The sequence below is a fragment of the Burkholderia sp. AU15512 genome (assembly GCF_002223325.1).
Lineage (GTDB): Bacteria > Pseudomonadota > Gammaproteobacteria > Burkholderiales > Burkholderiaceae > Burkholderia.
The window spans coordinates 1,716,176-1,730,007 of the sequence record NZ_NKEX01000006.1; the positions used below are offsets into that span (position 1 = coordinate 1,716,176).

Consider the following 13,832-nt stretch of genomic DNA (forward strand, 5'->3'; position numbering starts at 1 on the left):
ACAGGCACATCGCTTGCGTCATGCACGCGCCCGCCGCTCCGGCGGACGGCATCCTTCCCTCAATCGGCGCTGCGCACCGCGCGACCCTTCGCGCGGCGATCCCGCATCGCAAGCAGGTTCCCTGAACGAGAGGACAACATGAAATCAATACGAACGCTGGTCGCCCTTTGCTCGGTCGTTTCCGTGCTCGCGGCGTGTGGCGGCGGCGACGACGCCGGGACCGAACTCGGCATCTCGAAGCCGCAGGCGCGCTTCATCAACGCGGTGCCGGCCGGGCCCAACCTCGACTACTACCTGAACGCGAAGCTCGACCAGGGCAATATCGCGTACAAGGGCGTGACGCGCTATCACGACGTCGACTCGGGCACGCAGAACGCGAGCTACGACGTCTCCGGCACGACGTCGACCATCGCCGCGCAATCGTTCAGCGCGGCAAACGGCCATCACTACACGACGATCGCGCTGCCGAGCACGACGTCGCTGATCTCCGTGATCGACGATCCGTACGCCAAGGGCCTGCTGTCCGACAAGGCGCGCGTGCGCAGCTTCAACGCGTCGCCGAATGCGCAGAACGTCGACGTGTACGTCGTCCCGCCCGGCACCGACATCACGACGCAAAGCCCGACGCTCGCGGGTACGGCTTACCAGAACGCGGTGCCGGCATCGACGCAGGATTCGATCTACCTGAACGGCGGCAGCTACCAGGTGATCGTCACGACGGCCGGCAGCAAGACGCCGATCCTCAAGACCGCGCCGGTCACCATCAACAACAACGCCGACTGGCTGCTGCTGACGATCCCGTCGGGCGGGGTCGGCGACGTGACGCCGAACGACATCCACGTGCTGGTCGCGCAGGGCAACGACGCCGATGCGTCCGCGCAGGAACTGGGTCCGCAATAAGGACCGCTCATGATGGCGGCGGGCGGCGCGATCGTGCCGCCCGTCGCCTCTTCCCGTCACGCGGTCAGTTGTTCCGCTCCAGGACGATCACATGCTCGGCGCGCGTGCCGTCGCCGTGCTCGACGTCGACATCGCCGACATGGCGTACGCGCCAGCCCGGCCGCGTCGCGATCTGCGGCATGTTGCCGGACGGACGGCTCTCGATCCCGCCGAGCCCTTCGTCGGGCGTCTCGACCGCTTCGTCGAGCGACGCGTTCGAATAAATCACGTTGTCGTGCCACTTCGACGCGCCCGCGGCGGCTTCCATGCCCTTGCCGTCGACGTCGACCGTGTTGTCGGTCATCGCCATGTTCGCGTTGTCGAGCGTCGGGATCCGGGCGGCCGCTCGCCGCACGGGGTCGGCGCTGTCGGGCGCCTGCGTGCCGCGCTCGATCGGCGGCAGGCCGGTCGGCATTTTCCCGGCGATCCTCTCGGGCGTCAGCGGACGCTGCGCGACCTGGGCCGCCTGGGTTGCCGCATCGGGCATGTCGCCGGCCGCGGGCGTCTTCACCGGGCTCTTCTCGATCTGTTCCCGCTGCTGTTCCGGGGTCGGGTTCGATTCCGCGTTCTGCATTGCACCTCCTTGTCCGGCCGGCGCGCGCCGGCATCAGGGCTGCCGCCGCCGGTCCGGGAATCGCTACAACGGTCCTTGCAAATCTTTCATGGGCTTGGCCCGACGCGCACGCCTCCAGGCGCACGTGCCAGGCCGGCCCGGTACCCTTCATACGGACGGCGCGCCCGCGCGCAGCCGGCGCGAGGTCCGCCCCACGCGTGAGCCGCGCGTGAGCCGCGCGTCAGCCGCCGCTCGCGCCGCCCGGCGCGGAAGCCGCGCCCGGCATGCTCGCGCCGCTGTCGCCGCTGCTGCCGGCCGCCCCGCTGCTCGGCATACCCGACGGCGCGGTGGACGGTGCGGCCGACATGCCGCCCGTGGCGCTCGATTCCGAGCTTGCGCCGCCGTTGTCGCTCTTCTTCTGGCAGCCCGCACCTGCCGCCAGGCCCGCAATCAGGATGCCGGCGAAGACGGCTCGCGATACAAGTCGAAGTGAATATCGCTGCATGACACCTCCGCTGATGTCGATGTGGATGGAGCCCGCAGGCGCGCAATTCGCGTGCCGCACCCCGCCGCCACGGCCGCCCGCTTCCATTCATTTTTCAAATGACACCCAACCGAATATTTAATTTCCCATCGCGTTGCCGGCCTTCCATACTCGCGAACAAATCCGAGACATAACGTCCACGGCGGCCGGGCCGGCGCAGCGTTCCCACGTTGCCGGTCACGCGCCCCGCACATGGAAGGAGACAACGGCGTGCAACTGGAAGCCACCCACCGCCCGGGCATCGTGCCCGGCGCGGACGACGCATCGCATCGAACCGGTTCGGCCGCGCGCGACCCCGCGCTGAGCCCGCGGCTGCACAACGCCGACCTCGCGCCGACCCAGGCCGAGGGCCGGACGTGGGGCCGCTACAGCATCTTTGCGCTGTGGACCAACGACGTGCACAACATCGCGAACTACTCGTTCGCGATCGGGCTGTTCGCGCTTGGCCTGTCGGGCTGGCAGATGCTCGCATCGCTCGCGATCGGCGCGGTGCTCGTCTACTTTTTCATGAACCTCACCGGCTACATGGGCCAGAAGACCGGCGTGCCGTTCCCGGTGATCAGCCGGATGAGCTTCGGCATCTACGGCGCGCTGCTGCCCGCGATGATCCGCGCGGTGATCGCGATCGCATGGTTCGGAATCCAGACCTATCTCGCGTCGGTCGTGCTGCGCGTGCTGCTCACCGCGGTCTGGCCGGGCCTCGCCGCATTCGACCAGAACGCGATCTTCGGACTGTCGACGCTCGGCTGGGTCACGTTCGTCGCGATCTGGCTCGTGCAGATCGGCATCCTCACGTACGGGATGGAAATGGTCCGCAAGTACGAGGGGCTCGCCGGCCCGGTGATCCTCGTCACGACGCTGTCGCTCGCCGCATGGATGTATAGCCGCACCGGCGGCCATCTCGCGATGTCGATCGGCAAGCCGCTGACCGGCTTCAGGATGTGGACGGAGATCTTCGCGGGCGGCTCGCTGTGGCTCGCGATCTACGGCACGCTGGTGCTCAACTTCTGCGATTTCGCGCGCTCGTCGCCGAGCGCGAAGACGGTGCGCGTGGGCAACTTCTGGGGCCTGCCGGTCAACATCCTCGTGTTCGCGACGATCAGCTTCGTGCTCGCCGGCGCGCAGTTCAAGCTGAACGGCCACATCATCCACAGCCCGACGGAAATCATCGCGACGGTGCCGAACAAGCTGTTCCTCGTGCTCGGCTGCCTCGCATTCCTGATCGTGACGGTCGCGGTGAACATCATGGCGAACTTCGTCGCGCCGGCCTTCGTGCTGACGAGCCTCGCGCCGCACCGCCTGTCGTTCCGCCGCGCGGGCCTGATCAGCGCGACGGTCGCCGTGCTGATCCTGCCGTGGAACCTGTACAACAGCCCGATCGTGATCGTCTACTTCCTGTCCGGCCTCGGCGCGCTGCTCGGCCCGCTGTACGGGATCATCACGGTCGACTACTGGCTCGTGCGCAAGCAGCGCGTGAACGTGCCCGACCTCTATACCGAAGCGCCGACCGGCGCCTACTTCTACACGCGCGGCGTGAACCGCAAGGCGCTCGCGGCGCTGGTGCCGTCCGCGCTGATCTCGACCACGCTCGCCCTCGTGCCGGCCTTCAGCGCGATGACGCCGTTCTCGTGGCTGCTCGGCGCGGCCATCGCGGGCAGCGTGTACTGGCTGCTGGCCGATCGCAACCGGCATTACGAGGCGCGTTCGGGCGAATCCATCGCGGTCGCCTGCGCGCAACACTGACACACCTGCATACGGAGTCGCAATGAGGATCCTGGTAGTCAACGTCAACACGACCGAGTCGATCACCGACGCGATCGCCGCGCAGGCGCAGGCCGCCGCGTCGCCGGGCACGGAGATCGTCGGGCTGACGCCGCGCTTCGGCGCCGAGTCGGTCGAAGGCAACTTCGAGAGCTACCTCGCGGCGATCGCCGTGATGGATCGCGTCATGCACTACGACGAGCCGTACGACGCGGTGATCCAGGCCGGCTACGGCGAACACGGCCGCGAAGGCCTGCAGGAACTGCTGACGGTGCCCGTCGTCGACATCACCGAAGCGGCCGCGAGCATCGCGATGCTGCTCGGCCATCGCTACTCGGTCGTCACGACGCTCGACCGCACGGTGCCGCTGATCGAGGATCGCCTGAAGCTCGCCGGGCTCGACGCGCGCTGCGCGTCGGTGCGCGCAAGCGGCCTCGCGGTGCTCGAGCTCGAGGAGAACCCGGCCCGCGCGATCGAGTCGATCGTCGGCCAGGCGCAGCGCGCGGTGAAAGACGATCACGCGGAAGTGATCTGCCTCGGCTGCGGCGGGATGGCCGGCCTCGACCGGCAGATCGAGGAATGCACGGGCGTGCCGGTCGTCGACGGCGTCTCGGCCGCGGTGGCGCTCGCCGAGTCGCTGGTGCGCCTGAAGCTGAAGACGTCGAAAGTCCGCACGTACGCGCCGCCGCGCCCGAAGCGGATCGTCGGCTGGCCGGGCACCTTCGCACAATGACGTACGGCCGGCCCGCTGCTGCGTCGCACGCGCGCATCGGGGCGCCGGGAGGCGGATCGGCATGTGGGACCCACTAGACCCGAACACCCTGCCCCGCGGCGCGTCCGACGCCGCGGGCGCGCTCGACGTGCTCGATGCGCGGCTGATGCGTATCCTGCTCGTGCTGCTGACCGAGCGCACCGTGTCGCGTGCGGCCGTGCGCCTGAACATGTCGCAGCCGGCCACCAGCGCCGCGCTCAAGCGCCTGCGCACACTGCTCGGCGATCCGCTGCTGGTGCGCAGCCGCTACGGGATGGTGCCGACCGAATTCGGCGCGCGGCTGATCGAACCGCTGCGCAACGCGCTGCGCGTGATCGACTTCATCCGCATCCAGCAGCCGAGGTTCGATGCGCGCACGTCGGTGCGGACCTACCGGATCGGCTGCCCCGACTACCTGAACGTGCTGTTCGTGCCGAAGCTCGTCGCGCTGTTTCGCGAACGCGCGCCGAATGCGCAGCTCGTGTTCCATCCGCTCGGCGACGGCTTCGACGACGAGCGCGCACTGGCCGACGGCGAGCTCGACGTCGTGATCGACAATCGCCCGGCGCGCGCGTCGCGGTTCCGGCAGGACGACCTGTTCGACGACCGCGTCGTGTGCCTGATGCGCGCGACGCATCCGCTCGCACGGCGCGGCACGATGACGGCGACCGAGTTTGCCGACGCGCCGCAGCTGTGCCCGACACCGTCGTGGCTGGAGGCGTCCGGCGCGATCGACCGGCAACTCGAACGCGTGGGCCTGCAGCGGCGGATCGTCGTCACGCTGCCGCACTTCGAACTCGCCGCGCATGCGCTCGTGCGCACCGACATGCTGCTGACCACCACGTACCGGCTCGCGCGGCACTATGCGAAGCTGCTGCCGCTCGCCGCCGTCGCGCTGCCGGCCGAACCGCCGGACATCGTGTACCGGATGACCTGGAACGAATCGGGTGAGTGCGTCGAGGGCGTGCGCTGGTTACGCGGGCTGATCGCGGAAGCGACGCGTGCGTGGCTCGATGTGGAGGCGATGCAGCCGGCGGTGGCGGCGGTGGCGGCGGTGGCCGCCGGTGCAGTCGTGGACGTGGACGCACGAAATAGCACGCCGGTCTCGGCCGATACCCCCGAACCCGCGCGACGCACGCGCCGCAGGCAGGCGACGCATTGCCATGCGTCGCATCCTCGGCATGTCCCCCACGCAGCACGCATCCATCGCCTCGCGACGAAGCCGCATTGACGGGCGCGATCGATACGCGCGACAACCGGCCGATACGTCGTTCAATCTCCGTCGACCAGCCGCACGGCCCGACGACCGATCAAGCGGTTGAGTTCCGAAGCCGCGGCCGGCCCAAGCACCCCGCGCCGGCGGCACGGGAACCCTGCCGCGATCAGCCCGAACACGGGCAACAGCATCTCGTTCGTCGATGACATCTTGAACACGCTGCGGGAAACCGGAACGCGCCCGCTTGATGGTTCCGCCGGGTCGCGTCCGATACGCGGCGCGGGCTGCGCCGTGCGTCACGCACCGTCGCGCATCGGTTGCGCAAGCAACTTGCGGGCGACGACGGCCGCAACCAGCGCGAGCCCGCCGCTCACCGTCAGCGCATCGGCGAACCCGCTCGCGAACGCGACGGGCGCCGCCTGCGCGAGCGCACCGGCGGCCGACGGCGGCACACGCTCGAGCGCCCGCGCCAGGTCGCCGGCCAGCAGGCTCGACATGAACTGTGCATCGGCGAACGCGCGCAGGCCGGGCGCGGCGGACAGCAACCGGTCGAGCCGCGCTTGCGTGCTCGCCGCCAGCACCGCGCCGAGTACGCCGACGGCCGTCACGATCGCCGAGAAGCGCGTCGTCGTGCTGATGCCCGATGCCATGCCGGTGCGGTTCGGCGGCACGCACGCCATGATCGCCTTCTGCGTGTCGCCGTTCATGATGCCCGCGCCGCAGCCCGTCACGAACATGCCGAGCGCGACGAGCCGGTAGTCGCCGCTGGCCGTCAGCGCCGCGGTCGCGAGGTTGCCCGCGCCGATCAGCGCGAGCCCGCCCGCCAGCACGCCGCCGGACGACACGCGCGCGGCCAGCGCCGCGCCGAGCGACGGCCCGGCGATCATCGCGAATGCAAACGGCAGCATCCCGAGCCCCGCGTCGATCGCCGACATCCCGAACGCGTTCTGCAGATACAGCGGCAGGAACGTCATCATCACCTGCGCGCACGCCGCATAGCCGAACATCGCCAGCACGGCGCCGACGAAGCGCGGCTGGCGGAACAGCGCGAGATCGATCATCGGCCGCGCCTGCCAGCGCTCCGCGCCGATGAACGCCGCGACGAGCGCGGCGGCCAGCGCGAGCCGGCCGAGCGTCGCGGCCGACACCCAGCCGTGCGACGGCGCGCCGATCAGCGCCGCGATCGCGCACGCGAGCGCCGCGCCGAACAGCAGGCTGCCGGCCGCGTCCACGCGCTTCGCGTGCGGATCGCGCGACTCGTCGATCGCGACACGCGCACCGGCCGCCAGCAGCAGGCAGACGGGCAGGTTCAGCAGGAACACCCAGCGCCAGCCGATCCACTGCGTGATCGCGCCGCCGACGAGCGGCGCGATGGCCGTCGCGATCCCCATGCACATGCCCCAGATCGCCCACGCGCGCGCCCGTTCGCGCCCGTCCGGAAAGCGGTTCGCGATCACGGCGAGCGCGGCCGTCAGCAGCAGCGCGGCGCCGCCGCCCTTCACCGCCCGCGCGGCGATCAGCCAGCCGGCCGTCGGCGCGACGCCGCAGCCGAGCGACGCGAGAAAGAACAGCGCGAGCCCCGTGAAGAGCATCCGCTTGCGCCCGAAACGGTCGGCGAGCCCGCCGGCCGGCAGCAGGCAGGCGGCGAACGCGGTCATGTACGCGCTCACGACCCATTCGATCTCGGCGAAGCTCGCGTGGAAACCGCGCGCGATGCTCGGCAGCGACACGGCGACGACGTTCGTGTCGAGCACGATCAGCGAGCAGGTGGCGGACGCGACGGCGAGCGTCGCGGCGGCGGGCAGGCGGGCGCCCGTGCGCGGGGCGGCAGCCGCGCCTGCGCGCGACGCCGGGGAAGGCTGGGACATCGGTTACTCCGGAACAGGATCGACGAGCCGTATGCTAGGCTTGACCGGTATTGACTGTCATTGACACACGGATGCTGTTTTATTGACGAAAATTGCAATCATGGACCGGCTCGAATTCCGCCACGTGCGGGCGTTCCTCAGCGTCGCGCAGCACCTGCACTTCGCCCGCGCGGCCGAAGCGCTCGACATGGCGCCGCCCGCGCTCACGCGGCAGATCCAGGAGGCCGAGCGCGTGCTCGGCGTGCGCCTCTTTCACAGGTCGCGCCGCGCGGTCACGCTGAGCGCGGCCGGCGAGGCCTATCTCGCCGAGGCACGCGCCGCGGTCGAGCACCTGCAGCGCGGCCGCGAACTCGCTGCGTTGGCCGAGCGCGGCGAACTCGGCCGGATCGAGATCGGCTACGTGTCGTCGGCCGTCTATTCGGGCACGCTGCAGCGCACCGTCGGCGCGTTTCGTGACGCGCACCCGCGCATCGAGCTGAACCTGCGCGAAGTGCCGATGGACGACGTCGCGAACCAGCTCGACACGGGCCGGCTCGATCTCGCATACGTGCGCCCGCCACTGCCGCTGCCCGGCGGCCTGCGGGTCGTCACGCTGCAGCGCGACGTGTTCGTCGCGGCCGTGCCGGCCGGGTCGCGCTACGCGTCGATGTCGGCCATTCGCGCGGCCGACCTCGCCGACGCGCGCTTCGCGGTACCCGAACAGGAGCGCGGCACGCTCGACGTCGCGCGCCGCGGCCGCTTCGCACCGCTGATCGCCGCCCGCCCGGGCGGCCTGCTCGCGGTGCTCGCGTGCGTGTCCGTGAATGGCTGGGTCGCGGTGATTCCCGATGCGCTCGCCGGCTGCGTGTCGCTGCCGGGCGTCGTGTACCGGCCGATCGCCGGCAAGCCGATCACGTCGGAACTGGCGCTCGCGCACCGGCGCTTCGAGAAGGCGCCGGCGGTGCGCGCGTTCCTGCGGACGGTTCCGTCTGCCGCGTAAGCCCCGCCTCACGCCCCCGCGCGGCGAGGGCGACGATGCCGGCCGTCGCCGCGCGAATATGCATTGCACGATTCGATGTTTGTCGGCCGGAAACCGATTCCGTAACCTGCCCGGCAGCCGCGCCGCCTGCGCGCGGATCACCGAGGACACCCTGCCGATGAATCCCGCCTCCGCCCCGCCGCGCCGCCGCGTGCTGCAGCGTCTTGCCGCCCTCGCCGCCGCGCCGCTCGCCGGCGCCATCGCACGGCCCGCCGAGGCGGCCGGCGCCGACCTGTCGGGCGTGACGCTCGTGCTCGGCGACCAGGCCGGCGGCCTGCGCGCGCTCGCGGAAGCCGCGCACGTGCTCGACGGCACGCCATACCGGTTCCGCTGGGCCAACTTCCAGGGTGCCGCGCCGCTGTTCGAGGCGCAGCGCGCGGGCGCGATCGATCTCGCGCCGGCCGGCGACCTGCCCGTGCTGACCGCCGCGCTCGGCGACCCGTCGTTGCGGATCGTCGCGACGCGCGTCGGCTCGCCGACGTCGCTCGGCATCGTCGTGCAGCCCGATTCGCCGGTCCGCACCGTCGCCGACCTGAAAGGGCAAACCGTCGTCGTGTCGTCCGCGCGCGGCAGCATCTCGCAGTACCAGTTGTACGGCGCGCTGCGCGAACACGGCCTCGCGCCGCGCGATGTCGACGTGCGCTTCGTGCTGCCCGTCGATGCGTTCGCCGCGTTCGAGGCGAAGCGGATCGGCATCTGGGCGACGTTCGATCCGTACTACGGGCATGCGGTCCGGCGCGGCGCGCGCATCGTCCGCGACGGCAGCGGCATCAATTCCGGGCTGGCGTTCCTGACGTCGCCGGTCGAGACGCTCGACGATCGCGCGAAGCGCGCGGCGCTCGCCGACGTGCTGGCGCGGCTCGCCCGCGCGGGCCAATGGGCGCTCGCGCATCCGGCCGACTATGCGAGCGTCTATGCGTCGCTCACGCGCCTGCCGCCCGACGCGGCCACCGACATCGCGCGCCGGGCCGCGCTCGCGCAGCGCAGCCTCAGCGGCGCGGACATCGACGTGCTGCAGCGTGTCGCCGACCGCGCGGCGGCCGACGCGATCCTGCCGCGGCGCGTCGATGTCGCATCGATCGCGATCCGGAGCGTATCGGCCTGAACGATGACGCGCGTGGGTACGATCAGCGTGGGCGCGCCATGTCGAGGTCGGGCACGTCGTCGCCGAACGTCGCCGCGACGAGCGTGCGCATCGCGGCGATGGCACCGCCGCGCGCTGCCCTATCGCTGAAATCCCTGCCCCGAGCAAACCCGCGCACGCTGTCACCGCCCCGTCATTCGTGCGTACAATGATCTGACCGCTTGCCGCCGCGGTTCGCGGCAAGCGGACGAGGACATTACAAACAGAAAACACACAAGAATTGCGCCGATCCGGACCCGTTTCCGCAAGGTCGGCGACAACCGGACCAGACCATGCGGCGCAGACCGGATTACACGGGGGGACATATGTCCAGGCACACCCGAAAGCCACTGGTATCGCTCGTCGTACCCTTCCACGACGAGGCGGAAGCGATCGACGCATTCTTCGCGACCACCCTTCCCATTCTCGAATCCATCGACACCACGCGCTTCGAAATCGTTTGCGTGAACGACGGCAGCCGCGACGACACGCTCGACAGGCTGATCGACGTCGCCGCCGGCGACCCGCGCGTGCGTATCGTCGATCTCACCCGGCGCTTCGGCAAGGAAGCCGCGCTCACCGCCGGCATCGACGAAGCCGCCGGCACCGCCGTGATCCTGATCGACGCCGACCTGCAGGATCCGCCCGCGCTGATCCCCGCGATGGTCGAGCGCTGGCTCGCCGGCGCCGAGGTCGTCGCCGCCAAGCGCACCGACCGCATGTGCGACCCGCTGATGCAGCGCGTGGCCGCCGCGCTCTACTACCGCGTGCACAACCATCTCTCCGAAGTCGAGATGCCCGAAAACGTCGGCGATTTCCGCCTGATGGACCGCCAGGTCGTCGACGCGCTGCGCGCGCTGCCCGAGCGGCGGCGCTTCATGAAAGGCCTGTTCGCGTGGGTCGGCTATCGCATCGAGCTCATCGAATACACCCGCGCGCCGCGCAGCGGCGGCCGCTCCAAATTCTCCGGCTGGCGCCGCTGGAACTTCGCGCTCGAAGGCATCACCAGCTTCAGCACCGTGCCGCTGCGCGTGTGGACCTACATCGGCCTCGCGTTCGCCGCGCTGTCGTTCGTCTACGGCGCGTTCATCGTCATGCGTACGCTGCTGTTCGGCAATCCCGTGCACGGCTACGCGTCGCTGATCTCCGTGATGCTGTTCGTCGGCGGCATCCAGCTGATCGGCATCGGCGTGATCGGCGAATACCTCGGACGCATCTATCACGAATCCAAGCAGCGGCCGGTCTATCTCGTGCGACGGCGCTACCGCGCCGACGCGCTGGTGGGCCAGCACCCGGCGCGGCACGCCGCGCAGCCGGACGCCGCGAAACTGCTGCCGTTTCCGGTCCGGCGCGCCGCCGCGGCCCGCCGACGGCAGCCGGCCGTCGCGAGCGCGGCGGTCGCGCGCAATCTGTCGATCAAGTAGCGCCGCATGGATATTTCCACCTCATCGATCCAGGCCGACGAACGTCCTGTCCGCGTCTGGCTGACGCCCGGACGCGTCGCGCTGTACAGCACGGTCATGCTGACGGTCGGCGTGCTGTTCATGACGATCCTGGTCTGGATCGGCACCCACTCGACCGACCCGGGCGTGTTCCGCCCCGGCTCGGGGTTCATGGTGTTCTGGTCCGCGTCCCATCTGATGCTCCACGGTTCGCCGTGGCAGATCTACGACGTCCCCGCGTTCTCGCGGGTGCTCGTCGGCCTGTTCCCGACCGCGGCCCGCTATGCGTTCCTGCCGTGGCTGTATCCCCCCACGTATCTGCTGGTGGTCGCCCCCTTCGCGCTGCTGCCCTATGCGGTCGGGTATCCGCTGTTCGTCGCGCTCGGCATCGTGCTGCTCGGGGTAGCAGCCTGGCGCGTGTCGGGGCTCGCGGCGACGCCCGGCGCGAAACGCGTCGGCTGGCTCGCGCTGCTCGCGTGCCCGGGTGTGTTCGTCACCGCGATGTACGGGCAAAACGCGATGCTGACCGCGGCGTGCGCGGCGCTCGCCGTGCATTTCGTCGACCGTCGGCCGATGCTGGCCGGCTTCTTCATCGGACTCCTGTCGGTCAAGCCGCAACTCGCGTTGCTGTTCCCGTTCGTGCTGATCGCCGCGCGGGCGTGGCGCGCATTCGCGTGGGCCGCGGCATTCGCGACCGCCTTCACCGCGCTGGGCATCGCGACGGGCGGCATCGCATCGCTCCATCTCTTCACGCAGAACACCGGCGCGCTGCGTTCACTGATCATCGAGCATGGCGTTGCGTTCTGGTTTGCATCGCCGACGCCGTTCGCGGCGTTTCGTCTCGCCGGCCTGCCGCTGACGCTCGCCTATGCCGGGCAAGCCGCCATCGCCGCGATCGCGATCGCGGCCGCGTGCGTCGTCTGGCACCGCCATCGGGATGCGCGGCTGCGCGGCGCCATGCTGGTCATCGCGACGCTCGCCGCGAATCCCTATCTCTGGCACTACGAACTGTCCTGGCTGTGCATTCCGATCGCGTGCATGATCGCCATCGGCTCGCAGGACGGCTGGCTGCGCGGCGAGCAAAGTCTCTTGGCCGTCCTGTGGGCGCTGCCGTTGTACGAGTTTCTGAATCCGTGGTTGCATCTGCCGCAGATCGGGCCGCTCGTGACGACGATCGCGTTGCTCGTGCTGCTGCGGCGCGCCCGGCTTGCACGCCGCGGCACATGCGCCGCGGTCGTTCGCGCCTCCTGAGCCGGTCGCCGGGCGCCACGCCCTGCACTCTGCCCGTGCCGGCGGCTGCGCCCGGCAATCGCACCGGTCGCGCTCGCGCGGCACGACGCCACCAGCCTCAACGTCCGGCCAGGCGACCCGGCGTCCGCGCGTGCATTGCCGCGCCGGCATCGATTCGTGTTACGAATCCCCGATTCCTGCCTACAATGTTCAGAACGCCAGTCGTCCGGCCTGCCGCCGGCGACGACCGGATCCATACGGCGCAGCGCAGGCCGGATCTCTCGGGGGACGTATGTCCGCGCATGCCAGAAAACCACTGGTCTCGCTCGTCGTGCCGTTCCATGACGAGGACGAAGCCATCGACGCGTTCTTTGCCACGACGCTGCCGATCCTCGAATCGGTCGAGTCGGTCCGTTTCGAGATCGTCTGCATCAACGACGGCAGCCGCGACGACACGCTCGGCAGGCTGATCGACGTCGCCGCCGGCGACCCGCGCGTGCGCATCGTCGATCTCACCCGGCGCTTCGGCAAGGAAGCCGCGCTCACTGCCGGCATCGACGAAGCCGCCGGCACCGCCGTGATCCTGATCGACGCCGACCTGCAGGATCCGCCCGCGCTGATCCCCGCGATGGTCGAGCGCTGGCTCGCCGGCGCCGAGGTCGTCGCCGCCAAGCGCACCGACCGCATGTGCGACCCGCTGATGCAGCGCGTGGCCGCCGCGCTCTACTACCGCGTGCACAACCATCTCTCCGAAGTCGAGATGCCCGAAAACGTCGGCGATTTCCGCCTGATGGACCGCCAGGTCGTCGACGCGCTGCGCGCGCTGCCCGAGCGGCGGCGCTTCATGAAAGGCCTGTTCGCGTGGGTCGGCTATCGCATCGAGCTCATCGAATACACCCGCGCGCCGCGCAGCGGCGGCCGCTCCAAATTCTCCGGCTGGCGCCGCTGGAACTTCGCGCTCGAAGGCATCACCAGCTTCAGCACCGTGCCGCTGCGCGTGTGGACCTACATCGGCCTCGCGTTCGCCGCGCTGTCGTTCGTCTACGGCGCGTTCATCATCATGCGTACGCTGCTGTTCGGCAATCCCGTGCACGGCTACGCGTCGCTGATCTCCGTGATGCTGTTCGTCGGCGGCATCCAGCTGATCGGCATCGGCGTGATCGGCGAATACCTCGGACGCATCTATCACGAATCCAAGCAGCGGCCGGTCTATCTCGTGCGGCGGCGCTATCACGCGCAGCGGGACGCCGCCGCGCATCCGGCGTCGCAGCTGCTGCAGTTTCCGCTCAAGCGCACGCATGCGGCCCGCCGCCGGACGGCGCAGCCCGCCGCCGCCGGCCACGGCGCCGCGCGGAAAGCGTCCGCCAAGTAACCGCGCGCACGACGC

Annotated in this window: 12 protein-coding genes and 2 pseudogenes; 10 read left to right on the forward strand and 4 right to left on the reverse strand. The window is 70.1% G+C overall.

Annotated features, from left to right (window positions below):
* Positions 1–138 precede the first annotated feature (138 nt).
* A complete protein-coding gene (locus tag CFB43_RS26985; protein WP_089497295.1) occupies positions 139–900 on the forward strand; it encodes a DUF4397 domain-containing protein in 762 nt (253 codons plus the stop codon).
* Positions 901–964: 64 nt separating this feature from the next.
* On the opposite strand, the gene CFB43_RS26990 is transcribed toward CFB43_RS26985, so the two are convergent.
* On the reverse strand, positions 965–1,513 hold the full coding sequence (locus tag CFB43_RS26990; protein ID WP_089497296.1) for a DUF3005 domain-containing protein: 549 nt from the start codon (positions 1,511–1,513) through the stop codon (positions 965–967).
* Between the two features lie 263 nt (positions 1,514–1,776).
* Between CFB43_RS26990 and CFB43_RS38940 the strand changes: the two genes are divergently transcribed.
* The 4 genes from CFB43_RS38940 (at position 1,777) to CFB43_RS27015 (ending at position 5,779) form a co-directional block, all read left to right on the forward strand.
* Positions 1,777–2,118 carry a hypothetical protein gene (locus CFB43_RS38940; RefSeq protein ID WP_256990124.1) on the forward strand — a complete coding sequence of 114 codons (342 nt, stop codon included), beginning with the start codon at positions 1,777–1,779 and terminating at the stop codon, positions 2,116–2,118.
* Positions 2,119–2,228: 110 nt separating this feature from the next.
* Positions 2,229–3,779 carry an NCS1 family nucleobase:cation symporter-1 gene (locus CFB43_RS27005; RefSeq protein WP_089497297.1) on the forward strand — a complete coding sequence of 517 codons (1,551 nt, stop codon included), beginning with the start codon at positions 2,229–2,231 and terminating at the stop codon, positions 3,777–3,779.
* 22 nt (positions 3,780–3,801) lie between these two features.
* A complete protein-coding gene (locus CFB43_RS27010; protein ID WP_089497298.1) occupies positions 3,802–4,530 on the forward strand; it encodes an aspartate/glutamate racemase family protein in 729 nt (242 codons plus the stop codon).
* Positions 4,531–4,591: 61 nt separating this feature from the next.
* Positions 4,592–5,779, forward strand: a complete 1,188-nt coding sequence (locus CFB43_RS27015; RefSeq protein ID WP_089497299.1) for a LysR family transcriptional regulator — start codon at positions 4,592–4,594, stop codon at positions 5,777–5,779.
* 77 nt (positions 5,780–5,856) lie between these two features.
* On the opposite strand, the pseudogene CFB43_RS38945 reads toward CFB43_RS27015, so the two are convergent.
* A pseudogene (locus CFB43_RS38945) lies at positions 5,857–6,036 on the reverse strand (AEC family transporter); the annotation flags it as partial.
* 24 nt (positions 6,037–6,060) lie between these two features.
* Positions 6,061–7,632, reverse strand: coding sequence for an MFS transporter (locus tag CFB43_RS27020; RefSeq protein WP_089497300.1), 1,572 nt, complete (start codon positions 7,630–7,632; stop codon positions 6,061–6,063).
* Between the two features lie 100 nt (positions 7,633–7,732).
* Between CFB43_RS27020 and CFB43_RS27025 the strand changes: the two genes are divergently transcribed.
* On the forward strand, positions 7,733–8,611 hold the full coding sequence (locus CFB43_RS27025) for a LysR family transcriptional regulator (protein WP_089427872.1): 879 nt from the start codon (positions 7,733–7,735) through the stop codon (positions 8,609–8,611).
* A 157-nt stretch (positions 8,612–8,768) separates the two neighbouring features.
* The gene (locus CFB43_RS27030) at positions 8,769–9,755 is read left to right on the forward strand and encodes an ABC transporter substrate-binding protein (protein WP_089498161.1); all 987 of its coding nucleotides are present in this window, start codon (positions 8,769–8,771) and stop codon (positions 9,753–9,755) included.
* Between the two features lie 22 nt (positions 9,756–9,777).
* Here the strand turns inward: CFB43_RS27030 and CFB43_RS39255 are convergent.
* A pseudogene (locus CFB43_RS39255) lies at positions 9,778–9,855 on the reverse strand (phage protein NinX family protein); the annotation flags it as partial.
* A gap of 244 nt (positions 9,856–10,099) precedes the next feature.
* Between CFB43_RS39255 and CFB43_RS27035 the strand changes: the two are divergent.
* From CFB43_RS27035 to CFB43_RS27045, 3 genes are all read left to right on the forward strand, one after another.
* A complete protein-coding gene (locus CFB43_RS27035; protein WP_089497301.1) occupies positions 10,100–11,197 on the forward strand; it encodes a glycosyltransferase family 2 protein in 1,098 nt (365 codons plus the stop codon).
* 6 nt (positions 11,198–11,203) lie between these two features.
* Positions 11,204–12,466 (forward strand): glycosyltransferase family 87 protein, encoded by a 1,263-nt coding sequence (locus CFB43_RS27040; protein WP_089497302.1) that lies wholly within the window; start codon positions 11,204–11,206, stop codon positions 12,464–12,466.
* Positions 12,467–12,737: 271 nt separating this feature from the next.
* Positions 12,738–13,817 carry a glycosyltransferase family 2 protein gene (locus tag CFB43_RS27045; protein ID WP_089497303.1) on the forward strand — a complete coding sequence of 360 codons (1,080 nt, stop codon included), beginning with the start codon at positions 12,738–12,740 and terminating at the stop codon, positions 13,815–13,817.
* The last annotated feature ends 15 nt before the right edge of the window (positions 13,818–13,832 follow it).

Coding starts and splice junctions, on each gene's coding strand:
- CFB43_RS26985 (WP_089497295.1), top strand. CDS start 139: ATGAAATCAATACGAACGCTGGTCGCCCTTTGCTCGGTCGTTTCCGTG.
- CFB43_RS26990 (WP_089497296.1), bottom strand. CDS start 1,513: ATGCAGAACGCGGAATCGAACCCGACCCCGGAACAGCAGCGGGAACAG.
- CFB43_RS38940 (WP_256990124.1), top strand. CDS start 1,777: ATGCTCGCGCCGCTGTCGCCGCTGCTGCCGGCCGCCCCGCTGCTCGGC.
- CFB43_RS27005 (WP_089497297.1), top strand. CDS start 2,229: ATGGAAGGAGACAACGGCGTGCAACTGGAAGCCACCCACCGCCCGGGC.
- CFB43_RS27010 (WP_089497298.1), top strand. CDS start 3,802: ATGAGGATCCTGGTAGTCAACGTCAACACGACCGAGTCGATCACCGAC.
- CFB43_RS27015 (WP_089497299.1), top strand. CDS start 4,592: ATGTGGGACCCACTAGACCCGAACACCCTGCCCCGCGGCGCGTCCGAC.
- CFB43_RS27020 (WP_089497300.1), bottom strand. CDS start 7,632: ATGTCCCAGCCTTCCCCGGCGTCGCGCGCAGGCGCGGCTGCCGCCCCG.
- CFB43_RS27025 (WP_089427872.1), top strand. CDS start 7,733: ATGGACCGGCTCGAATTCCGCCACGTGCGGGCGTTCCTCAGCGTCGCG.
- CFB43_RS27030 (WP_089498161.1), top strand. CDS start 8,769: ATGAATCCCGCCTCCGCCCCGCCGCGCCGCCGCGTGCTGCAGCGTCTT.
- CFB43_RS27035 (WP_089497301.1), top strand. CDS start 10,100: ATGTCCAGGCACACCCGAAAGCCACTGGTATCGCTCGTCGTACCCTTC.
- CFB43_RS27040 (WP_089497302.1), top strand. CDS start 11,204: ATGGATATTTCCACCTCATCGATCCAGGCCGACGAACGTCCTGTCCGC.
- CFB43_RS27045 (WP_089497303.1), top strand. CDS start 12,738: ATGTCCGCGCATGCCAGAAAACCACTGGTCTCGCTCGTCGTGCCGTTC.